Source organism: Flavobacterium sp. (genome assembly GCF_025352425.1).
Classification (GTDB): domain Bacteria; phylum Bacteroidota; class Bacteroidia; order Flavobacteriales; family Flavobacteriaceae; genus Flavobacterium.
The window spans coordinates 1-21,317 of the sequence record NZ_JANXTI010000091.1 but is presented as its reverse complement, the minus strand read 5'-3'; the positions used below and the strand labels follow the sequence as shown (position 1 = coordinate 21,317).

The following is a 21,317-nucleotide window of genomic DNA, read 5'->3' as shown; positions in this document are numbered from 1 at the left end:
ATGAACGAAACACTAAAGAGATTTTTATCTGGTGTAATTTATGTCGCACTACTAATAATTGCTACTTCATATTCGGTTACCAGTTTTTATGTCTTGTTCGGAATATTTCTGCTAATTGCAATTTACGAGTTTTGCCAGCTGGTTCATTTAAATAAAATCTTTCCTTTACTTTTTGGCGGATTTACATATATTTTAGCTACCTATTTTAAAAAAGGTTTCACCAACGCTAGCGAACACACCAATGATATTTTGCTTTTAGCAGCAACACTATTTGTTTCCGTTAAATGCCTGCATCTTCTTTTTGTTTCCAAGAAAAATAAAATTGATAAGCTCTCAAAATACATTTATGTCATTGGTTATGTAATTTTTCCATTCATCTTAATTACCAAGATTCCGTTTGGTAGGGATGGCTTTAATCCCCAGATTATAATAAGCATCTTTATCCTAATCTGGACTAATGATACCTTCGCCTATATTGTTGGTAAATCAATAGGTAAGCACAAACTTATCGAAAGAATATCTCCTAAAAAAACAGTAGAAGGTTTTTTTGGAGGAATGTTGTTTTCTATAATTGCCGGAATATTAATCTCAAAATTTTATATTGGCGGTTCAATCTTAATTTGGACCATAAGTCCGGTAATTATCAGTATATTCAGTACTTTAGGTGACTTAATCGAATCTAAATTTAAAAGAATTGCGGACGTAAAAGACAGTGGAAATATAATGCCAGGCCATGGTGGTGTTCTTGATAGACTGGATAGTATTATATTTGTAGCACCATTTGTTTATTTATTTTATCAAATTTTATATTATGTTTCATAAAGAAGGCGGGAAAATTATTTTAATTGCAACAACACTAACGGTACTAATTACTCTGTTTGCACCAAAATTGACTTCGATAATCTGGTTAGAAAAAACCATTCAAATTGCAACTTTGGTTTTTCTAGTACTGATTTTACAATTTTTCAGGAATCCGAATAGAAAAATAGAAGCAAATGATAAAGTTATTCTTGCTCCTGTTGACGGAAAAGTAGTTGTTATTGAAGAAGTGTTTGAAGACGAATACTTTAAAGACAAACGTCTACAGGTTTCTATTTTTATGTCGCCAATAAATGTCCATGTTACCCGTTACGCTGTTAGCGGAAAAATAAAATACAGCAAATACCATCCGGGGAAATATTTGGTAGCCTGGCATCCAAAAGCAAGTACCGAAAACGAACGAACAACGGTGGTTATTGAAAGCAGGGTTTTTGGAGAAGTTCTTTATCGTCAGATTGCTGGTGCTTTAGCACGTAGAATTGTAAATTACGCCGAAGAAGGAATGCAGGTTCGTCAGGGCGATGATGCAGGTTTTATTAAATTTGGCTCCAGAGTAGATATGTTTTTTCCAATGGGAACCAAAATAGAAGTCTCACTTCAACAAAATGCTGTTGGAAACCAAACTGTAATTGCATCAAAAGCATAATTATAAATGGATGAAAAAGAACTAGATATTCGATTTCTGGAAGCTGTAGATACCGCTTCAAAAATGTCACAGTCTGAACTTCCACAAGATGTACAATTGCGATTGTATGCCTATTACAAGCAAGCTTCTTTTGGCACTATAAGTTACGATTACTCTTCCGATTTTGACTTACGAAATGCATTCAAAACCAATGCATGGATGCAAATTAGCCATTTATCGACTGATGAAGCCAAAGAACTGTATATAAAAGCAATCAACGAAATTGCAAATAAAAAATAACCCTATGAAACCGCAGGTTCACAATCACCAATTAAAAACAAACCTTTTGATAGTGAGTAAAAATGTTTTTACATTAGTATTATGCTTTTCCCTTATACTATTGATCCCTTCGTGCAAAAGAAAAAAACTTACTGAAGTTGTCGAAGTTCCTTTACCATCAGCCGAAGAGAAAATTACTATTGGTCAACCTGATGATGTAACTGCCAATGATGGTGAATTCTCATTGGTGAAATTGCCTTATGAATACAATGCGCTTTCACCAAATATTGATATACTGACGATGGAAATGCATTATTCCAAACATTATTTAACTTATACGAACAATCTAAATAAGTTAGTTGCAGAAGATCTAACGCTAACTGACTTAAGTATTGAAGACATCTTAAAAAAGTGTGATGGCACAAATCCGGATTTGCGCAACAATGCCGGTGGTTATTATAATCACAGTTTGTTTTGGGAAGGCATGTCGCCTAAATCAGGCGGACAACCTAAAGATACTTTAGCATCGCTTATCACACGGGATTTTGGTTCGTTTGAACTGTTTAAAACACAATTTTCTGATGCGGCCGACAAACAATTTGGTTCAGGTTGGGCTTGGCTAGTCGTTGATAAAACAGGTAAATTGCAAGTGACCAGTACGCCAAATCAGGATAATCCTTTGATGCCAAAACAAACGGTGTCGGGCACTCCAATTCTAAACCTCGATGTTTGGGAACACGCCTACTACTTAGATTATCAATACAAACGCAAAAGATATATCGACAACTTCTTCAAAATAATCAATTGGAAAAAAGTTTCAGAACGTTTTGAAGAAGCGATAGCTAAGAAATAGATTATCGTAGCAGGATTATTTTAAAACTTCAGCAATCTTTAACGCACATTTTTCACCATCAATAGCAGCTGAAATAATTCCACCCGCAAATCCTGCACCTTCGCCACAAGGATATAATCCTTTGATTTGTGGATGTTCCAACGTTTGATTATCGCGTGGTATTCTGACCGGCGATGACGTTCTGCTTTCGGGCGCGTGAAGAATGGCCTCATTGGTCATATAACCGCGCATTGATTTTCCAAATTCGGTAAAACCTTCCCGTAGTATTTGAGTTAAAAATCCTGGAAAAACCTGTCCCATTTCAACCGAAGTTGTACCAGGTACATAGGACGTTTTCGGAATTGAAGCTGATATTTTATTTTGAGTGAAATCAATCATTCGCTGTGCCGGAACTTTTTGAGTTTGCCCAGCTAATTGCCACGCTTTCTGTTCGATGCTTTTCTGAAATTCCATTCCCGCCAATGCACCAAATTTAACGAATGGCTTGAAATCTTCCAATTGCAATTCAATTACAATACCCGAATTGGCTGTTGCCTGATCTCGTTTTGATGGTGACCAACCATTGGTTACCACTTCGCCCGGACTCGTAGCGCAAGGTGCAATTACACCGCCCGGACACATACAAAAAGAATACATACCGCGACCATTCACCTGCTTTACTATAGAATATGGCGCAGGCGGTAAATAGTCTCCGCGAAAGTCACAACTGTACTGAATTTTATCAATTAATTCCTGGGGATGTTCAGCACGGACGCCAATTGCAAAAGGTTTGGCTTCGATAAGAATCTTTTTTCTGTCCAATAATTCAAAAATATCACGGGCCGAATGCCCGGTCGCTAAAATTAATTTGTTTGCAGAAATCGTATCGCCATTTTGAGTAACAACACCTCGAATCTCGTTACTTTTTATAATGAAATCTGTGACGCGTGTTTCAAACAAAACCTTTCCGCCACATTCGATAATTTTTTCGCGAATGTCCTGAATGATTTGAGGCAATTTATTGGTTCCGATGTGTGGATGCGCTTCAACTAAAATATCAGGTGTTGCGCCAAAACCTACCAGCAATTTAAGAATCTTGTCTACATCGCCCCGTTTTTTGGAACGCGTATATAATTTCCCGTCAGAATAGGTTCCTGCTCCGCCTTCGCCAAAACAATAATTCGAATCTTCATTGACAATATGTTCAACGTTGATGGCTTTTAAATCTCGGCGGCGACCGCGAACATCTTTTCCGCGCTCGATAACTATTGGTTTTAAACCTAATTCTATTAATTGCAAAGCAGCGAATAATCCGGCCGGACCGGCACCAATTATTATTACTTCCTGCGAATTGGAAACGTTTTTATAATCGGGAAGTTCAATATTTTGTTCCACATATTGATCTCCTCTAAGGTAAACCGAAACTTTAAGATTGACTTTAATAGATTTTTGACGCGCGTCTATGGAGCGTTTCAGAATCACAACTTTATGGACTAATTTAGTCGAAACCCGAACTAATTGAGCAACATTCTCATAGAGTAAACTTTCGTTTGCGGCTATTTCGGGTGAAACCTGAAGTTGTAATTCTTGTGGCATTATTGAGTTGAATTTTGGGTAAAAATAGCAATTTGAAAATTGTTATTGTAATTTTGCTTGATAACAACCAATAAAATAAATGCCAAGACAAATAAAATTAATTTGGGATTTTCGTGGAGAAGCTTCAGCAAAAACCGCTGAGCATCATGAACTTCATTTGAAGGAATACATTATCCGTGAGAAACTGCCGTTGCATATTACAGGTTTTGAAATCAAAAATGAGATGCATGCAATAGCTTTTATGGTGGTAACTGATGAATTCATGATTCAGATTCGTGATGCACTGAAACCACATAGAGGAGAATTATATACAGAATGAAAAGAGAAGTTCCCACTTCTCCTTAATTAGCTACTTCGCTTATAAATTTTATCCGCATAAGGCGTAATTCCTCGATATCATAGTCGCCATCGAACTCCTTTAACGCATCTTCAATTTTATCGGATTCAGAGTCCATAAAGTAGTCGTGAATTTCTTCCTGTTGGTCCTCGTCGAGGATTTCATTAACCCAGTAACTGATATTTAATTTGGTTCCGGAATAAACTATTTGCTCCATTTCCTTGAGCAGGTTATCCATCGTAAAACCTTTGGCTTTAGCAATATCTTCAAGCGATAATTTTCTGTCAATATTTTGAATTATATATAACTTATTAGCCGAATTTACTCCCGTAGATTTTACAACTAAATCGTCCGGACGAACGATATCATTGTCTTCAACATACCGCGCGATAAGTTCGATAAACTCATTTCCATATTTCTTAGCTTTTCCTTCTCCAACGCCGTGTCTATTTGTAAGTTCATCAATGGAAATTGGATATTTCAGCGCCATATCTTCCAACGAAGGATCCTGGAAAACCACAAATGGAGGAACGCCTAATTTCTTGGCTACTTTTTTACGCAACTCTCGTAGCATTCCCATCAACGCTTCATCGGCAGTTCCGCCAACTTTTGATGCCGTAACTATTGCATCGTCTTCTGCTTCATTATATTCATGGTCTTCGGACATCATGAATGAAGTTGGATTTTTGATGAATTCATGACCTTTGTCTGAAACCTTTAAAATTCCGTAGGTTTCAATATCTTTCGTTAAAAGTCCATCAACTAACACCTGTCTAATCAATGCCATCCAATAGCGTTCTTCAAATTTGCTTCCCTTTCCAAAAAAAGTTTGAGAATCGGTTCTATACGCTTTAATCATGGCATTAACCCTTCCGATAAGTGTAAAGCAAATTTCTTTTGATTTGTATAAATATTTGGTATCCCGAACCGTTTCTATAAGCAGTTTAACTTGGTCTTGGGCTTCGATTTTTGTTTTTGGATTACGAACATTATCATCCATATCGGCACCATCACCCGTTTCGCTGTCAAATTCTTCTCCAAAATAATGCAATAAAAATTTACGGCGTGACATTGAAGTTTCTGCATAAGCAACAACCTCTTGCAGCAAAGCAAATCCAATTTCCTGTTCCGCGACCGGTTTTCCCGACATGAACTTTTCTAACTTTTCAACATCTTTATAGGAATAGTAAGCAAGGCAGTGTCCTTCTCCACCATCCCGACCGCCACGGCCCGTTTCCTGGTAATAACTTTCTAACGATTTCGGAATATCATGATGAATTACAAAACGAACATCCGGTTTATCAATTCCCATTCCAAATGCGATGGTGGCTACTACGACATCAACATCTTCCATAAGAAACATGTCTTGGTGTTTAGCTCGGGTTTTGGCATCTAAACCTGCATGATAGGGAACGGCAGAAATTCCGTTAACTTGTAAAACCCCAGCGATTTCTTCAACTTTCTTGCGGCTTAAACAATATATAATTCCTGATTTTCCTTTATGCTGTTTAATAAAGCGAATGATATCAGATTCTATGTTTTTTGTTTTGGTGCGTACTTCATAAAATAAATTCGGCCGATTAAAAGACGCCTTAAAAGTGACTGCATCTGACATATCAAGATTCTTAAGAATATCTTCCTGTACTTTTGGTGTAGCCGTTGCGGTTAAACCAATAACTGGAACGTCACCGATTAGTTTGATGATAGCTTTCAGATTTCGATATTCAGGCCTGAAATCGTGTCCCCATTCTGAAATGCAGTGCGCTTCGTCTATCGCAACAAAAGAGATTGTTACCTTTTGAAGAAACTCAACATATTCTTCCTTGGTTAATGATTCAGGAGCTACATACAATAATTTAGTAATTCCTGAAGTAATATCTTTTTTAACCTGGTTTATTTCTGTTTTGGTTAGAGACGAATTCAATACATGGGCAATACCATTTTCTGAAGACAAGCTTCGAATAGCATCAACTTGATTTTTCATTAAGGCAATAAGCGGTGAAACCACAATAGCGGTTCCTTCCTGAATCAAAGCGGGCAACTGATAACATAATGACTTGCCTCCACCTGTAGGCATTATAACAAAAGTATTATTTTGGGTAATAATACTTTTTATAACTTGTTCTTGCAATCCTTTAAATTGGTTAAAACCAAAATATTTTTTTAATTCTTTGTGAATGTCAATTTCGTTTAAATTCATTCTATGTTAATGGTATTTTTACATAAATTTGCAAACATAAAGATAAGACTTTCTTTTATACATACAAATTTTATATTGGTACAATTTTGATAAATAAAGACTCCATTTTGGCTTCGGCAAAAAAGACAATTTTGTCTGAAAGTCAATCAATTTCTAATTTGGTTGCCTATTTAGACGACAATTTTGTCAAAACTGTTGAAGTCATTTACAACTCAAATGGTCGTTTAGTTGTTACGGGAATTGGCAAAAGTGCTATCATAGCCCAAAAGATTGTGGCGACTTTAAACTCTACCGGAACTCCTTCTCTTTTCCTTCATGCTTCTGAAGCCATTCATGGCGATTTAGGTATGGTGCAACCTGGCGATGTTGTTATCTGTATTTCAAAAAGTGGCAACAGTCCAGAGATTAAGGTTTTGGTTCCGTTGTTAAAGCGTTTTGGAAACAAGCTGATTGCTATTACCGGAAACACAACTTCCTTTTTAGGAAAAGAAGCCAATTATGTTTTAAATACCTATGTTGAGAGTGAAGCCTGTCCAATTAATCTGGCACCCACAAATAGTACCACGGCCCAATTGGTTATGGGCGATGCCATTGCGGTATGTTTGATGGAAATGAAAAATTTTACAGCCGAGGATTTTGCTAAATATCATCCTGGAGGTGCTTTGGGAAAAAAACTTTTACTACGTGTTGGGGATATGCTTGATACTACACATAAACCGGTGGTGACGCCTGACTCCACTATCAAAAATGTAATTGTCGAAATTTCTGAAAAACGATTAGGGGTAACAGCAGTTATTGAAAATGAAAAAGTCATCGGAATTATAACTGATGGCGATATCAGAAGGATGCTAAATAAAACCGAAAACATTTCAGGACTTACAGCGCAAGAGATTATGACTATAAATCCAAAAACTATAAAATCAACCGATATGGTTAGCGATGCTTTGAATATTCTTGAAGACTTTTCAATTACACAATTAGTCGTCGTTGATAACGGCAACTATAAAGGCGTACTTCATTTGCATGACATTTTAAAAGAAGGAATTGTATAATGGCAAAAAACCGAAAACCCGAAGGCGAAATGTCTTTTTTAGACCATCTTGAGGAATTAAGATGGGTATTGGTTAGAAGTGCTGCGGCAGTGATTATCATGGCTGTTGTATCCTACTTCTTTGCAGATTATATCTTTAGTGAAATAATTTTTGGGCCAACGGATCCAAGTTTTATAACCTATCGGTTCTTTTGCGAGGCTTCACATTATGTTGGTTTTGCAGATAGTATTTGTATTACCGAACTAAATTTCATCATCCAAAATACTGAAATGGAAGGCCAGGTAAACATTTTTGTCTGGATTTGTATCACAACGGGATTTATCTTAGCTTTCCCATACATTCTATGGCAATTATGGAAATTTATTAGTCCTGCTTTACACGAAAAAGAAAAAAAAGGTGCAAAACTTTTTATTTCCATATCTTCAATTCTATTCTTTCTGGGCGTTCTTTTTGGTTATTTTGTAATTGTTCCCATGTCTGTAAATTTCCTGGCAACATTCTCTATCAGCAGCATAGTGAAAAACCAATTTAGTATAGATTCCTATGTCAGCATGGTTAAAACCGCGGTTATCGCAAGTGGATTATATTTTGAGCTGCCAATAATCATTTACTTCCTGACAAAACTAGGATTGGTAGGCCCAGCCTTTTTAAGAAAATACAGAAAATGGGGGATTGTAATCATATTAATTATTGCTGCAATTGTGACGCCGCCCGATGTTGTAAGCCAAATTACCGTGGCAGTTCCAATGATGTTAATTTATGAGGGTTGCATTTGGATATCTTCAGTGGTGGAAAAAAATAAGAAAAGAAATGAGCAAATTAGTTGACGATTTTAACGAGTACCGTTCAAGGATGAATGGGAAATTATTGGCAGATAATAATAAGATTGTAAAACGGATTTTCAATCTTGATACCAATGCATATGCTGAGGGCGCATTGGATGTTAAGACAAAAGAGCTTCTTGGCCTCGTGGCATCCACAGTTTTACGATGTGATGACTGCGTCAAATACCATTTGGAAACCAGCTATAAACTGGGAATTACCAAGGGAGAAATGATGGAAGCTATGGGCGTTGCGACTTTAGTGGGTGGGACAATAGTGATTCCCCACTTGAGAAAAGCGTATGAGTTTTGGGAAGCTTTGGATGAAAAATAAATAATTGTTAAAGAGTTAATTTGGTTATTTGGTTATTCGTTTATTTGTCTAAAAATCTAAGAAGTCTATTATGAAGTTGAGAGCCGAAAATTTAGTCAAGACCTATAAAGGCAGAAGCGTTGTTAAAGGCATTTCTGTGGAAGTAAACCAAGGTGAAATCGTTGGGCTTTTAGGCCCGAATGGTGCCGGAAAAACGACTTCATTCTATATGATTGTGGGTTTGGTTAAACCAAATTCCGGTAACATTTATCTGGATGATATGGATATCACCGAGTTTCCAATGTACAAGCGCGCACAAAACGGCATTGGCTATTTGGCACAGGAAGCTTCTGTTTTTAGAAAGCTGAGTATTGAAGATAATATTTTGAGTGTTCTGCAATTAACCAAGCTCACCAAACAAGAGCAGGTTGCCAAAATGGAAAGTTTGATTGCTGAGTTTAGTTTGGAACATATCAGAACCAATCGTGGTGATTTGCTATCCGGAGGTGAAAGAAGAAGAACCGAAATCGCAAGAGCATTGGCAACTGACCCAAAATTTATTTTACTTGACGAACCTTTTGCAGGCGTTGACCCTGTTGCTGTAGAAGATATTCAGCGTATTGTAGCACAATTAAAGAACAAGAACATCGGCATCTTAATTACAGATCACAACGTTCAGGAAACATTAGCAATTACCGATAAAACATACCTTATGTTTGAAGGCGGAATCCTGAAAGCGGGAATTCCGGAAGAACTTGTAGAGGACGAAATGGTGAGAAGAGTGTACCTAGGGCAAAACTTCGAATTGCGTAAAAAGAAATTAGATTTCAAATAATGGAAACTCCTAGTAAAGAACTTTTAGAAACTTGGCATAATGACCCAAAGAATTTGGAAATTGGGTAATTTATATTTTAATAAAAAAAGACAAAAGGGTGTTTGTTGAAAAGTCGAATCCTGATTACGGAATAACCGTTATGCCAATTCAGGAACTTATCTATTTCTAGTAATCATTCTCCTTTTTTTTGGATTTATACTCTATATGATTTTAAGCAAATCGTAACCCTACCCTTAAATTTTTAAAACACAGATGGTTACTGCTGTAACCTGCCCTAAAAACTTTAAAACACAGTTGGTTACTGCTGTAACCTGCTCTAAAAACTTTAAAACACAGCTGGTTGCTGCAGTAACCTGCCCTGAAAATTTCAAAACATAGCCGGGTACAGTAGTTAGATGAAATATTTTAAGGATTTAGTTTTATTGTTTGGAAGTAATCTTAAAGGTATTATCCAAAACGGATAGTAAAACATACAAGATAATTATCAACGGGACCGCCAGTATCTGAAGGAAAATCAACATTAAAACGGATATAGCCAAAAAGAAAATCTGCAGTTTGTATTTGGCAAAACTGAAATCTTTAATCTTTAGGGAAAACAACGGGATTTCGGCATTCATGATATAGGCGCTTAAGAGTGTTATCCCAATTAAAACCCATTGATTTGATAAATATGCTGTAATAACAGTATCATGATAATTAGAAATTACTAAGGGCAAACTTGTTATGAGCAGCGCATTTGCCGGAGTTGGCAGACCAATGAAAGAATCTGATTGTCTTATATCAATATTAAACTTAGCCAAACGATAGCAGGCACCCAGCGTTATAATAAAACCTAAGTAAGGTAAATAATGAAACGAAGAATAGTTTTTATTCGACAATAAACATAACATCACAAAACCAGGTACAACGCCACTTGTCACCATATCTGCCAAAGAGTCTAATTGGACTCCTAACGGTCCTGCAACTTTGAATTTTCGGGCAAAAAAACCATCAAAGAAATCGAAGAAAATTCCAAGGCATACAAAATAAAAAGCCAAATCAAAGTTTAAATCCATTGCCATCACCAAAGCCACACAACCACTAAGCAGATTTAACATCGTGAATAAGTTGGGAATCTGGGCTTTAATATTCATACAAAATAAGTTAGCATTAAAAAAGAAATACAAATCTAATACAATAAGTTAACCCTTTCTACGTTTTATATTAGAGTTTTTTATTTGATATTTGTAAAAAGAAAAGTTGCCTTGAAAAAAACAATTGCTATTCTACTGCTTTTATTTAGCATAACCACTCATGCACAAAGCGTTAGAAAATATTCCAATGAATTTATGAATATTGGTGTTGACGCTGCTGCTTTGGGAATGTCGAATGCAGTAACAGCTTCTACAGGCGATGTAAATTCGGGATACTGGAATCCATCTGGTTTATTGAAAATTGAAGACAGTGAAGCTTCGCTGATGCATGCAAGTTATTTTGCTAATATTGCCCAATATGATTATGCGGCTTATGCCAAAAAGATAGATGACAAAAGCGCCTGGGGAATTTCATTAATTCGTTTCGGAGTGGATGACATCTTAAATACGACACAGCTTATTGATAGCCAAGGAAATATTGACTACAACAGAATCAGCCTTTTCTCCACTGCGGATTATGGCTTAACGTTTTCCTATGCAAGGCGTCCAACATTAATTGAAGGATTGCAATATGGAGTAAATGCCAAAGTTATTCGCCGGGTTATTGGCGACTTTGCCAGTTCATGGGGATTTGGTTTTGATTTCGGATTGCAGTATGAAAACAATGATTGGCATTATGGAATAATGCTTCGCGATATTACGACTACTTACAACGTTTGGGCTATTGATGAAGATAAATACAATGAAATAAAGGATGCAGTAGCCGGACAAAATCAGGAACCGCCCGAAAGCACCGAGATTACTTTTCCAAAAGCACAAATTGGTATCTCAAAAAGAATTGATTTCCACTCTGATTATTCCTTGCTTGCTGCAGTTAATTTAAACATGCAATTTGCCCAGACAAATGACATCATTTCTACGAGTGCCTTTAGCATTGATCCCGCATTGGGATTTGAATTTGGTTACACCGACTTGGTTTTTCTTCGTGCCGGGGTTGGGAATTTTCAAAATGTAGAGCAACTTGATGGCTCAAAAAAAGTAAGCTTCCAGCCTAATATTGGTCTGGGATTTAAATACAAAGGCATCCAAGTAGATTATGCTTTAACCGATTTAGGTGACCAAAGTGCCGCTTTATATTCAAATATTTTCTCAGTAAAGGTAGATTTGAGTATTTTTAGATAAAATTTAAAGAAATAGATGTTTAATAATAAGTTTTTCATTTTTCTATTACTGTTTTCCGTTCTAGCTAACAGTTTGGTTTTTGCGCAAATACCGTTAGATAAGAATGCCAAAATTAGTATCCTAACTTGTGAAGAAGGAAATGAACTCTATTCTATTTTTGGTCATACTGCTATCCGGATTCAGGATGCCTCCAATGATTTAGATGTAGTTTATAATTATGGCACATTTGATTTTGCTACTGAAAATTTTTATTTGAAGTTCATTAAAGGCGATTTGAAATATTTTGTGACAGCCAATCCATACAATGAGTTTTTTTATGAATATACGATTGAAAACCGTTCTATCTATGAGCAAAGGTTAAACCTGACTACAGCTCAAAAACAGCAACTTTTTGACGCATTGAATAAAAGTCTGCTTACCGATGAAAAGTATTATACCTATAGGTTTATACACAGGAATTGCACCAATATGGTTGTTGATAAAATTAATCAGACATTAGGACAAAACTGCATTGTAAAAACTACTGAAAAGGGTAAAACTTACCGACAAATCCTATTCCCATATGTAAAAAATCATTTTTATGAAAACCTGGGAATCAATATTATGTTTGGGGAAAAAGTTGATGAAGATGGGAAAAAGTTGTTTTTGCCGAATCAATTTATGGAAAGCCTTAAGGTTGCAAAATTCAATGGAAAACCGATTGCTGAACAGCCGCGAACTATTTTGAAAGCAACCCCGCAAGCACCGGAAAAGTCTCTCTGGAATAACTATTACAGTTTCTGTTTGATTTTTTTATTGATTGTAATAAGTCGAAAAATATGGATTTATCTTAGTTACTTTGCTATAATTGGCCTGCTTGGAATTTTCTTATCCTTGGTTGGAATTTACTCTTTTCATGAAGAAGTGGCTTATAATTACAATGTTTTACTTTTCAACCCTTTATTGCTTGTATTGATTTTTTGTTTTTTTACAAAAAAATTCATCTGGGTGCAAAGAATAGCCCAGTTCAGTCTGCTCATGCTCGCATTGCTTGTCATTATTTTGGTAAACAAACCGAATATCGGAATGTTCCTGCCAATGATTATTTGTTCGGGAATTTTGCTGTTTTATTTTTTAAGAAAAAGTAAAAGAAAACTATTGCCCCCGATAAAGTAAAACCGTACTAAGCGTTTTAAATATTATATTAACATCGAGAAAAAGGCTTCGGTGTTTGATATAATATAAATCATATTGGAGTTTAATTAAGCTATCATCAATAGTTTCGCCATAAGAATAATTTACTTGCGCCCAACCCGTTAACCCTGGTTTAATAACGTGACGGGTTTCATAGAATGGCATTTTTTCGGCAATTTCATTTACAAAAATCGGACGTTCTGGTCTTGGCCCGATTACAGCCATATCACCTTTTAGAATATTGATGAATTGTGGTAATTCATCCATTCGTGATTTTCTTAAAATCTTACCAAAATGCGTTATTCTACTATCGTTTGTTGTTGCAAAAACGGCTCCTCCTTTTTCAGCATTTTTAACCATAGTCCTAAATTTAACTATGTTAAAAACCTTTCCGTTCTTCCCTACTCTTTCTTGTGTGTAAAGCAATTTTCCGCGGTTTCCCATAAGATTTCCAATCAATATCAATGGCAGAATAATAATTCCTGAAAGTAAACCAATTATTGAAAAACCAACTTCGAAAAACCTTACCATCATCAAGTAAAAATGATTTTGATTACTTCTGCTGAATGGGAAATAACGGTAGAAATCTCGTGATACATATTGCACCGGAATTCGTTGCGTCAAATTTTCATAAACCTGAGTATATTCTCTAATTATATATCCATTTTCTAATAAATGAATCAATTGGTTATAAAGATTGACAGTTATCCCATCCGTTTTTTGGGAGGCTATTACAACTTCAGAAATTGAATTTTTTTTGACAAATTCTTCTAAATTATCAATGTCGATGTTCTTTATTTTTAGGTTATCATTAGCTTTAGTGTTAGCGCTATCCGAATTAACAAATCCTAGGACACGATAATGAGGATCAGCGCTTTCGAGCGCATAAACCAGTTCTTTAAGCTGTTCTTTATCACAAATGAGAATTACTTTTTTTGAAAACCTATTCGAAGCAAAAAAACGCACATAAATCATTCTCCAGATAAACAATGCGGCAAAAATAGCGATGTAAAAAATGAGTATCTGAAGACGGTTAGAAGGAAGGGCCGGAGTATAAACAGGCGTTAATAAATACAACAAAACCGTTATGGATGAAGTAAGGATTATACTTTTTATAATTTGAAATTGGTTACTGGCGACTTGCAGATTATACATTTCAAAAACGGATCCGATAAAATTCAGATAAATTCCTAAAACAATTGTCCAATAAAAATTTGTTTGTGAAATATTGAAATAATTGAAATTTAAAACTTTTCCAACTATATACAAAGAAAGTAACACGGTAATAACATCAAAAATTCGTAAAAGAATTTTTCGTTCAGAAACTTCGAAGTGTATATCCTTGTATTTATTCATTTTATGGATAAAAGAATGAAGCCGCAAGTTACTAAAATTACCCTTTAAATTAATAATTCAATCCATTGCTTTTTAACTAATTCCCAATCAAAAATTTTAATTGATTCTTTCCCTTTTTCCGCTAAATTTTGCGCTAGATTTGGCTCTGTAAAAAGTCGGTTAATCTGGTTTGTCATTTCGGTAATATCATCGTCATTTACTAAAAGTGCATTCACATTATGTTCCAATAAATAAGGAATCCCACCAACATTTGTTGATACAACGGGCAAACCCAATGCCAGCGCTTCAATAACACTTATAGGGGTGTTATCAAAATGGGTCGTATTTATAAAGACATTATATTCTTTTGATAATTTAATCCATTCCTTTTTTGATAATTTACCTGTAAAAACAACTTCAACATTATTTTTTTTGACATATTTTAAAGTCTTTATATGACTTTCATCTTTTTTAGGACCAACCATGGAAATTTTGGCCTCCGGGAAAATTTCTTTTATTTTAATGAATACTTTCACCGCCATTAATGGATTATAAATTTTAGCAAACGACCTTACCCATAGTATTTTAGGTGCTTTAAATTCTTTTGACGGAGTTGTATACAACTGCGTTTCAATAGTACTAGGGATATATTTTAAATTGGTATAACCATTTTTTTTAAAAGCTTCAAACAAATAATAAGACGGCGCAATATTTATATAAGCATTGTTAAAAATTAACCTTGAAAAAAACCTACTTCGCAAAATTCTATTTGGCAGATTTCCTCCATGAAGGTTAGGAATGTATTTTAGGTTTAAAATTCGACATAGTTGTGAAATAACAAGTGCGTACCAAAAGTTCTTAGTGCTGTAAGTATCAATCAGGACATAATCAACGTTTTTGCTATATTTGATTGTCTTAACTATCATCTCCAGCATCCTCAGGACTTTATTTTTTTTGGAAGAAGCATAATATACATGAAAACCTTCTCCTTCCAAAAACGTTCCTAATGTTTCAATAGAAGTTGAAGTGTAGCCATGGTCGGATAATTTATTCCCTATGTAAAGAAGGCTCTTCATCCATATATACTTTTAATAGTGATAACGAATATACAAAAGCTGGTGCAGCAATCCGCATTGCAGCATGATTAATTGTAAGTAACCAAAATAATAATAGAGAAAACATATAAATATTCTGTTTATTATCTAAATATAAAAAAAACGGAGTAAAAAGGACTATTAATAAAGCTAATATACCCATCAAGCCATGTTCTGCAATTGTTCTTGAAATTTCGCTGTGAGATGCTATAATTAATCCGCGTGATTCTACTTCTCTGATTTCTAATGCTTTTCCAACGCCTACACCAAAAACCGGATGATCAAGAAAATCAGCTATCTCACTATCCCATATTTCTTCTCTCCCTGATAAATTACTTTGCTTTACTCTCCCGGCTGCATCTTGATTTGCATATCGTTTATCAATTAATCCCCCTGTTTGATTAGATGTATAAATCCAAGTAAATATTAAAGCAACGGCCATGAAACCAAAAAAACTTATTAATTTATACCTTTTGTGACTATTAATATTTGTATATACATATAGTAACAATAATATAATCATTACAAAGCCCGTCATCATTCCTCCTCTGGAAAATGTTACAAATCCTCTGTATGTAATATTAAAAAGAATGATTAAATTAATAATAAATAATAACTTTGTTTTTGATACTAAAAGTAATCTTGCAAAAAAAACAAACATTCCAATACCTAATATTGTAGATACCTGATTGGGACCAAATCCGCCTGATGTTTCTAGATTAGAATCTGTTCCAGTCAATATATCTTTTAAATCCGGAGTGTATAAGATCAAATAAATTGCAGTTGAAAAAATTGGTAATGCCAATGTTAATAAAATATTATTAAGCTGAGACATTAATATTTTGCGATTATAGCAATATATTGATGCAATACCAAGACAGACTGGACCTGAAATGTTAAAGGCAATTGCCTTTCGGAGATCGGTTTGCAAATTCAATGTTTCTGTTGCTACGAACACACCTGGTAGCAGCAACAGTATATAAATCCAAAATGGTATAGCGTTTTTTGAAAATCCATTATAATACATTCCCAAAGCTAAAAAAATCATGACACCATATTTTGCGGATTCGTAAAGTAAATTACCGCCTGTCATTCTTAAAAGAACCTCACTTCCTACTATATATGCAGAAACAAACAAGACCTCATTGTTTTTATTTTGTTTTTTTACAATATAATATAGACCAATTATTGGAATACTACTAGCGTACAAAATAGACAGAGGTCTAAACAGGTATATTAACACACCTATTAAAACATGCAAAATAATCAAAATAATATATTTGCTTTCTTTCACTTTTATAGGCTAAAAATCCAATTCAAATAGTTAGTAACAACACCTTTTTCTGAATGGTTTCCAGTAATCGTTTGGCACAACGAATTACCCATTTGAACGCGCAAATCTTTTACTGTAATAAGTTTCAATAACTTTTGGTAAAATAAATCGACATCATTCACATTGACAATAAATCCGTCGACACCATCCTTAACAATTAAGGGAATTTCGCCAACATTAGTAGAAATCACAGGTTTTTTGGAAAGTCCATACTCGATTAAAGCAATTGGCAAGCCTTCTGATTTAGAAGTTAATATCGCTATATCTGATTGGTTTAAAATATTTTTGATGTCATTTTTAGACCCATAAACAAAAACATTTTGCTCCAAATTTTTATTGATTACTGTTGCCTTTATTTGTTTTGAATAATCGTCTTTAAAATCTTTTCCTACCAAATGAAATGTCCAATCCGGATAAGAATGCTTCAATTTTTCAGCAATTTTCAATAACAAAAAATGATCCTTTTGCTCTCGCAAATTAGCTAGGCAAAGAATCCGTTTTCCCGATTGTCCGTTTAAAATGGTTTCGGCCTTTTCAGGATTATCAATAGTTGTAAAGTTAGGTAAATAAATCACTTTTTTACAATACAATTCTTTTTCTGCCCAAGTTTTAAGCTTATTATTTACCACAATGATTCCATCAAAAAATAAGGAGGCAATTTTTATGGCGAATGATTTTTCAATACTTAAAAATTCACTCAAACCATTATGGTCATGCCAAATAATCTTAACTTTTGGATAAATAAATTTAACCAATACTGCAGTTAAATAAGAACTACTATGTGGTTGAAGATATTTAACTTTGTTTTTTTTACAATACTTTTTCAATCTGAGCACAGCACCTAAATCAAACGTAGATTTTTTCTTCAGAAAAAGATAAGAAACTTTATTACTTAATTGATTTTTTAACTTTCCTTCATCTCTCGTGGCAACCAGACCTGAAAAATCAATAACCCCGGAAAGTGCATTAGCATAATTGATTGCCATTTTTTCAGCACCACCGATTTCTAATGAGTCTATAATTTGAACTATTCTCATGATTTTAACAGCAATTTAATTTCATCTTCAAAAACATCCATAGTAAACTGTATTGACCATTTAATTGCCTTATTTACTTTATCCTGATACAAACTATTATCGTTTAGAATTGATTCGATTTTTTCGGCATCCTCGTTTAACATTAAATCGAGCAATAACCCTCTTTGACCATTTTCAAGCATATTTGGAACGCAAGAAACCCTTGATGCTACTGGCAAACAACCCCAAAACATCCCCTCGGCTACTACTTTTGGCCAACCTTCGCTCAATGATGGCAAAACTACAAAATGATTTTCACAGTAAGCAGTTTTAATAATTTCCTGATTTTGATTGCCTTTAAGAAAAATGATGTTCTCTAATTTATTTTCCGAAATGTAATTTTCAAGCATCGCTCTTTCACTTCCTTCGCCATATAGAGTTAACTGAACATTATTACCTTTCTTCATTAATTGTTCAATTAATTGGATGGCATATAAAGGTTGCTTTCCATTGGCAAGTGTTCCCACAAAAAGAAATGAAATTTTACCGGTTAATTTCCTTGGCTTTACTTCAATCTTATCTTTTTCAAAATAACTTGCCGTAAAAAAAGGTTTGATGTTTTTAGAACTGTTTTCCCATTCGCCATAAACCAAAACCTGCATGTTTTTGGTTAAAAATGTATTACTCAAAAACCATTTTTGCAAACGATAACTTAAGGGTTGCTTTTCATTTGGGTCCCAGTTTCCTGCATACTTGGCTGTTTTGGATTTAGAAGGAAAAAGAATTTGAACCAAACAACCTAATAATCCAATATTTCCGGGACAACGCAAATGAATATGGTCAGCACCTTTCATAGTTTGGTATATTTTCCAAACTATACTTGGCATAACCATCAAAGAATGTAAAACGCTTTTAAAACTCGAAATGTCAAAATTAGCAATTGGTACAAAAGTTATTTGTTGGTGTTGATAAAACTCTTGGATTGGGGTTTTTAAAGCAGAGTGTAGGGGTGCAACGATTAAAACTTCGGAAACGTCCTTCATCCATAAGTTCATTTCACGGACATAAGGTTCATAAGCAAAATAGTTTCCCAATTCTTTACCATGAATCACATGAGTTATTATGGCAAATTTCATCTATTTATTTTTTTTTCATTAACATTGTCAAATGCATGCATTTAAACAAATGATTGTCTGATGTTGCCGACAAATTCCAATCCTTTTTATGCCAATTTTTACCTATATTTTGTCTTTTTTGATCTGACATAAATGGCACAAAATTCATGATGAAATACCATTTGGCCTGACCTAAAAGTCCATGACGTTCCACTATATTGAAGGTTTTAGCAAATTTAAAATAGGTTTTTTTAGTAAATGGCCATTCCCAATCTTTATCAGATTGAAACGGACGATATAATACACGCATTATTTTTATCGGTAAACTGGTTTCCAATGGATCATAGCTTATAATTACGCCATCCGGAGCCAATTTTTCATTAAGTTTGGCAATCAACACATCCGGATTTTGAAAATGATGCAAAACACCATAAGCATAAATTATGTCAAAATCTTTTTCGACAAATTCTTCTGAAAGAAAATCAGTTGCAATTGCCTCCGCATTAGGATATGGCTTTATTCTATCAGCTAACTTTTCAATAGCGACATCACTCAAATCTAATGCTATATATTTTTTGCTGTGTTCAGCTAAGTACATACTCCAGTAATTACCAGCAAAACATCCTAAATCCAATACTTTCTTATTTGATAAATCCCCAAACCACGTTTTATGTATGTCATAAGACTCATTTAAAACACCAATATCTTTTCGTATTTTTTTTAGTGTTTTTTCTCTAAAATAATACCAAATTTTGGTTGGCAAATTCTTTTTGTCACTTTTATGATTATAGAATTCAACTTGCTTTTTATTGATTTCTATAATTTCTTCTTGTGTATTCATCTTTATTTAAAGCGGTTTGTTAATGAGTAATGAAAACCAACCTACTGTTCTTCCTGTAAATTCAGTAAATGCTTCCAATCTTTTGTTTGTTGTAAAGATATTGCTAAATCTTATAAATGTCAACAATAACACTATTGCATTCCATTTAAATTTGGCTTTCAAAGAAGGATTTGGGTGTTTTACTCTCCATACATACCAACCATTTCTAACTACCATTTTTCCATATTGATATTTATTAGGTCTTCCCGACTGATCATGAAAATGTCCTAATTGAGCGTTTGTATTGACATATAATTTTCCGGTTTTTGATAATCGAAGTGTGAAATCAGCATCTTCATATAGACCATAACCTTCAAAATAAGTCGAAAACCTGAAACTCTCAAACACTGACTTTTTAAAAGAAGAAACACCACCCATTAATTGCTCCACTTCATATATTTTCCCCGACGGTGGTAAAAAGCTAATACTTCTTCCATTTGAAAATTCAGGTAAAAATCCTGGTTTTGTATCGCTGTCCAACCCAAATCTTTTTCTTAAAACAAACCGACTTCCATCTTTTTTTTTCCATCCATCATAAGCAAAATCATAAATTGTTGGTTTATAATCAACTGCTGCTTTTTCCCATTTGGTTTCGTTATTAATATATCCTCCAACTCCAAGAGCATCAGGAAAAATGTTGTATGTTCTTAAAATCTCTTCAAAATAAGTGGGTTCCAAAATCGTATCATCATCTAAAAAACACACAACTTCTGAATCATTTGATACTTTTGAAACACCAAAGTTTCTTTGTTTTGTCAAACCTCTGTCTTCTTTTGCAACAAGAAAGTAACTCAAATCTGGAAAAGAATTTTGTTCTAAAATTGCTTTTGTTTCATTATTTGTAGAACCATCAATAATCAGAATATCATTTGGGTATAGCGTTTGCACTTTCACCGAATTTAATAAATTCAGCAACGGAAGAGGACGCATATAGGTGCAAACTATCAGAGTAAAATTCATAATTATTGCTTGTTTAATTCACTAGCCCAAAAAATACTTCTATTCCACTTTTTTCTAAATAATTTCATGTATTTGATTGGATTAAAAATAAAGTTCTTGTTCAAATTCTTAAAAAATAAGATGACTTTATAGCTTAGTAATTGCTCTTTCGTATCATACAACAACCGGAATAACATTACGGTTGGTGACGGTTTTGGCTGAATGGAATCTTCTTGCCATTTCACGACCGGCTTAGTTCTGAAACCTCCAGTTGGTGCTTTTAAATGCAAAATTCTTGAGGTCGAAATAAACAAAATATCAAATCCCCTATTTCGTAATTGCATGCCAAAATCATTGTCTTCACCAAAACCAAATTCGTAAGCCGTATTGAATTTCAATCCTTTAAAA

At 34.3% G+C, this 21,317-nt stretch carries 22 protein-coding genes; 11 read left to right on the top strand and 11 right to left on the bottom strand.

Features of this window, described 5'->3' with window-relative positions:
• Genes Q0Q99_RS11435 through Q0Q99_RS11420 form a run of 4 tightly spaced genes read left to right on the top strand, consistent with a single transcriptional unit; the run spans position 1 to position 2,576 of the window.
• Positions 1-822, top strand: a complete 822-nt coding sequence (locus tag Q0Q99_RS11435) for a phosphatidate cytidylyltransferase (RefSeq protein WP_293895947.1) — start codon at positions 1-3, stop codon at positions 820-822.
• Positions 812-1,465: a phosphatidylserine decarboxylase family protein gene (locus Q0Q99_RS11430; protein ID WP_293895944.1), complete on the top strand. Its 654-nt coding sequence runs from the start codon at positions 812-814 to the stop codon at positions 1,463-1,465. Before Q0Q99_RS11435 ends, Q0Q99_RS11430 begins: the two co-directional genes overlap by 11 nt.
• Positions 1,466-1,471: 6 nt before the next feature.
• Positions 1,472-1,744, top strand: a complete 273-nt coding sequence (locus tag Q0Q99_RS11425) for an acyl-CoA-binding protein (protein ID WP_293895941.1) — start codon at positions 1,472-1,474, stop codon at positions 1,742-1,744.
• A 4-nt stretch (positions 1,745-1,748) separates the two neighbouring features.
• Positions 1,749-2,576 (top strand): superoxide dismutase, encoded by an 828-nt coding sequence (locus Q0Q99_RS11420; protein ID WP_293895938.1) that lies wholly within the window; start codon positions 1,749-1,751, stop codon positions 2,574-2,576.
• A 15-nt stretch (positions 2,577-2,591) separates the two neighbouring features.
• On the opposite strand, the gene Q0Q99_RS11415 is transcribed toward Q0Q99_RS11420, so the two are convergent.
• Entirely contained in the window at positions 2,592-4,151 is a 1,560-nt protein-coding gene (locus Q0Q99_RS11415; protein WP_293895935.1) for an NAD(P)/FAD-dependent oxidoreductase, read from the bottom strand.
• Positions 4,152-4,230: 79 nt separating this feature from the next.
• Between Q0Q99_RS11415 and Q0Q99_RS11410 the strand changes: the two genes are divergently transcribed.
• The gene (locus Q0Q99_RS11410) at positions 4,231-4,470 is read left to right on the top strand and encodes a hypothetical protein (RefSeq protein ID WP_293895933.1); all 240 of its coding nucleotides are present in this window, start codon (positions 4,231-4,233) and stop codon (positions 4,468-4,470) included.
• Between the two features lie 22 nt (positions 4,471-4,492).
• On the opposite strand, the gene Q0Q99_RS11405 is transcribed toward Q0Q99_RS11410, so the two are convergent.
• Positions 4,493-6,688 carry a RecQ family ATP-dependent DNA helicase gene (locus Q0Q99_RS11405; protein ID WP_293895931.1) on the bottom strand — a complete coding sequence of 732 codons (2,196 nt, stop codon included), beginning with the start codon at positions 6,686-6,688 and terminating at the stop codon, positions 4,493-4,495.
• An 86-nt stretch (positions 6,689-6,774) separates the two neighbouring features.
• Between Q0Q99_RS11405 and Q0Q99_RS11400 the strand changes: the two genes are divergently transcribed.
• The 4 genes from Q0Q99_RS11400 to lptB all read left to right on the top strand — a co-directional run bounded on the left by Q0Q99_RS11400 (position 6,775) and on the right by lptB (position 9,709).
• Entirely contained in the window at positions 6,775-7,740 is a 966-nt protein-coding gene (locus Q0Q99_RS11400; protein WP_293895929.1) for a KpsF/GutQ family sugar-phosphate isomerase, read from the top strand.
• The gene (gene tatC, locus Q0Q99_RS11395) at positions 7,740-8,567 is read left to right on the top strand and encodes a twin-arginine translocase subunit TatC (protein ID WP_293895926.1); all 828 of its coding nucleotides are present in this window, start codon (positions 7,740-7,742) and stop codon (positions 8,565-8,567) included. Before Q0Q99_RS11400 ends, tatC begins: the two co-directional genes overlap by 1 nt.
• A complete protein-coding gene (locus Q0Q99_RS11390) occupies positions 8,551-8,895 on the top strand; it encodes a carboxymuconolactone decarboxylase family protein (RefSeq protein WP_293895923.1) in 345 nt (114 codons plus the stop codon). The genes tatC and Q0Q99_RS11390 overlap by 17 nt, the downstream gene beginning before the upstream one ends.
• A 70-nt stretch (positions 8,896-8,965) precedes the next feature.
• Entirely contained in the window at positions 8,966-9,709 is a 744-nt protein-coding gene (gene lptB, locus Q0Q99_RS11385; protein WP_293895920.1) for an LPS export ABC transporter ATP-binding protein, read from the top strand.
• 419 nt (positions 9,710-10,128) lie between these two features.
• Here lptB and Q0Q99_RS11380 read toward each other — a convergent pair whose 3' ends face one another.
• Positions 10,129-10,842, bottom strand: a complete 714-nt coding sequence (locus Q0Q99_RS11380) for a CDP-alcohol phosphatidyltransferase family protein (RefSeq protein ID WP_293895917.1) — start codon at positions 10,840-10,842, stop codon at positions 10,129-10,131.
• A 195-nt stretch (positions 10,843-11,037) separates the two neighbouring features.
• On the opposite strand from Q0Q99_RS11380, the gene Q0Q99_RS11375 reads away from it, so the two are divergent.
• On the top strand, positions 11,038-12,024 hold the full coding sequence (locus Q0Q99_RS11375) for a PorV/PorQ family protein (RefSeq protein ID WP_293895969.1): 987 nt from the start codon (positions 11,038-11,040) through the stop codon (positions 12,022-12,024).
• A gap of 15 nt (positions 12,025-12,039) precedes the next feature.
• Positions 12,040-13,179, top strand: coding sequence for a DUF4105 domain-containing protein (locus tag Q0Q99_RS11370; RefSeq protein ID WP_293895914.1), 1,140 nt, complete (start codon positions 12,040-12,042; stop codon positions 13,177-13,179).
• On the opposite strand, the gene Q0Q99_RS11365 is transcribed toward Q0Q99_RS11370, so the two are convergent.
• The 8 genes from Q0Q99_RS11365 to Q0Q99_RS11330 all read right to left on the bottom strand — a co-directional run.
• The gene (locus Q0Q99_RS11365) at positions 13,159-14,553 is read right to left on the bottom strand and encodes an exopolysaccharide biosynthesis polyprenyl glycosylphosphotransferase (RefSeq protein ID WP_293895911.1); all 1,395 of its coding nucleotides are present in this window, start codon (positions 14,551-14,553) and stop codon (positions 13,159-13,161) included. The genes Q0Q99_RS11370 and Q0Q99_RS11365 overlap by 21 nt on opposite strands.
• A 44-nt stretch (positions 14,554-14,597) precedes the next feature.
• Positions 14,598-15,608, bottom strand: a complete 1,011-nt coding sequence (locus tag Q0Q99_RS11360; RefSeq protein WP_293895908.1) for a glycosyltransferase family 4 protein — start codon at positions 15,606-15,608, stop codon at positions 14,598-14,600.
• The gene (locus tag Q0Q99_RS11355) at positions 15,580-16,920 is read right to left on the bottom strand and encodes an O-antigen ligase family protein (RefSeq protein WP_367175043.1); all 1,341 of its coding nucleotides are present in this window, start codon (positions 16,918-16,920) and stop codon (positions 15,580-15,582) included. Before Q0Q99_RS11355 ends, Q0Q99_RS11360 begins: the two co-directional genes overlap by 29 nt.
• Positions 16,921-16,922: 2 nt before the next feature.
• Positions 16,923-17,996, bottom strand: a complete 1,074-nt coding sequence (locus Q0Q99_RS11350) for a glycosyltransferase (protein ID WP_293895905.1) — start codon at positions 17,994-17,996, stop codon at positions 16,923-16,925.
• Positions 17,993-19,111, bottom strand: a complete 1,119-nt coding sequence (locus Q0Q99_RS11345) for a glycosyltransferase (RefSeq protein WP_293895902.1) — start codon at positions 19,109-19,111, stop codon at positions 17,993-17,995. The genes Q0Q99_RS11350 and Q0Q99_RS11345 overlap by 4 nt, the downstream gene beginning before the upstream one ends.
• Positions 19,112-19,115: 4 nt before the next feature.
• Positions 19,116-19,931, bottom strand: a complete 816-nt coding sequence (locus Q0Q99_RS11340) for a bifunctional 2-polyprenyl-6-hydroxyphenol methylase/3-demethylubiquinol 3-O-methyltransferase UbiG (protein ID WP_293895899.1) — start codon at positions 19,929-19,931, stop codon at positions 19,116-19,118.
• A gap of 6 nt (positions 19,932-19,937) precedes the next feature.
• Complete coding sequence (locus tag Q0Q99_RS11335; protein WP_293895896.1) at positions 19,938-20,930, bottom strand: glycosyltransferase family 2 protein; 993 nt, start codon at positions 20,928-20,930, stop codon at positions 19,938-19,940.
• 2 nt (positions 20,931-20,932) lie between these two features.
• Positions 20,933-21,317: glycosyltransferase family 2 protein (locus tag Q0Q99_RS11330; protein WP_367175042.1), on the bottom strand; the 385-nt coding region annotated here is incomplete at its 5' end.

Excerpts from the sequence above, each read along its gene's own strand:
- Q0Q99_RS11435 (WP_293895947.1), top strand. The coding sequence starts at position 1 with ATGAACGAAACACTAAAGAGATTTTTATCTGGTGTAATTTATGTCGCA.
- Q0Q99_RS11430 (WP_293895944.1), top strand. The coding sequence starts at position 812 with ATGTTTCATAAAGAAGGCGGGAAAATTATTTTAATTGCAACAACACTA.
- Q0Q99_RS11425 (WP_293895941.1), top strand. The coding sequence starts at position 1,472 with ATGGATGAAAAAGAACTAGATATTCGATTTCTGGAAGCTGTAGATACC.
- Q0Q99_RS11420 (WP_293895938.1), top strand. The coding sequence starts at position 1,749 with ATGAAACCGCAGGTTCACAATCACCAATTAAAAACAAACCTTTTGATA.
- Q0Q99_RS11415 (WP_293895935.1), bottom strand. The coding sequence starts at position 4,151 with ATGCCACAAGAATTACAACTTCAGGTTTCACCCGAAATAGCCGCAAAC.
- Q0Q99_RS11410 (WP_293895933.1), top strand. The coding sequence starts at position 4,231 with ATGCCAAGACAAATAAAATTAATTTGGGATTTTCGTGGAGAAGCTTCA.
- Q0Q99_RS11405 (WP_293895931.1), bottom strand. The coding sequence starts at position 6,688 with ATGAATTTAAACGAAATTGACATTCACAAAGAATTAAAAAAATATTTT.
- tatC (WP_293895926.1), top strand. The coding sequence starts at position 7,740 with ATGGCAAAAAACCGAAAACCCGAAGGCGAAATGTCTTTTTTAGACCAT.
- Q0Q99_RS11390 (WP_293895923.1), top strand. The coding sequence starts at position 8,551 with ATGAGCAAATTAGTTGACGATTTTAACGAGTACCGTTCAAGGATGAAT.
- lptB (WP_293895920.1), top strand. The coding sequence starts at position 8,966 with ATGAAGTTGAGAGCCGAAAATTTAGTCAAGACCTATAAAGGCAGAAGC.
- Q0Q99_RS11380 (WP_293895917.1), bottom strand. The coding sequence starts at position 10,842 with ATGAATATTAAAGCCCAGATTCCCAACTTATTCACGATGTTAAATCTG.
- Q0Q99_RS11375 (WP_293895969.1), top strand. The coding sequence starts at position 11,038 with ATGAATATTGGTGTTGACGCTGCTGCTTTGGGAATGTCGAATGCAGTA.
- Q0Q99_RS11370 (WP_293895914.1), top strand. The coding sequence starts at position 12,040 with ATGTTTAATAATAAGTTTTTCATTTTTCTATTACTGTTTTCCGTTCTA.
- Q0Q99_RS11365 (WP_293895911.1), bottom strand. The coding sequence starts at position 14,553 with ATGAATAAATACAAGGATATACACTTCGAAGTTTCTGAACGAAAAATT.
- Q0Q99_RS11360 (WP_293895908.1), bottom strand. The coding sequence starts at position 15,608 with ATGAAGAGCCTTCTTTACATAGGGAATAAATTATCCGACCATGGCTAC.
- Q0Q99_RS11350 (WP_293895905.1), bottom strand. The coding sequence starts at position 17,996 with ATGAGAATAGTTCAAATTATAGACTCATTAGAAATCGGTGGTGCTGAA.
- Q0Q99_RS11345 (WP_293895902.1), bottom strand. The coding sequence starts at position 19,111 with ATGAAATTTGCCATAATAACTCATGTGATTCATGGTAAAGAATTGGGA.
- Q0Q99_RS11340 (WP_293895899.1), bottom strand. The coding sequence starts at position 19,931 with ATGAATACACAAGAAGAAATTATAGAAATCAATAAAAAGCAAGTTGAA.
- Q0Q99_RS11335 (WP_293895896.1), bottom strand. The coding sequence starts at position 20,930 with ATGAATTTTACTCTGATAGTTTGCACCTATATGCGTCCTCTTCCGTTG.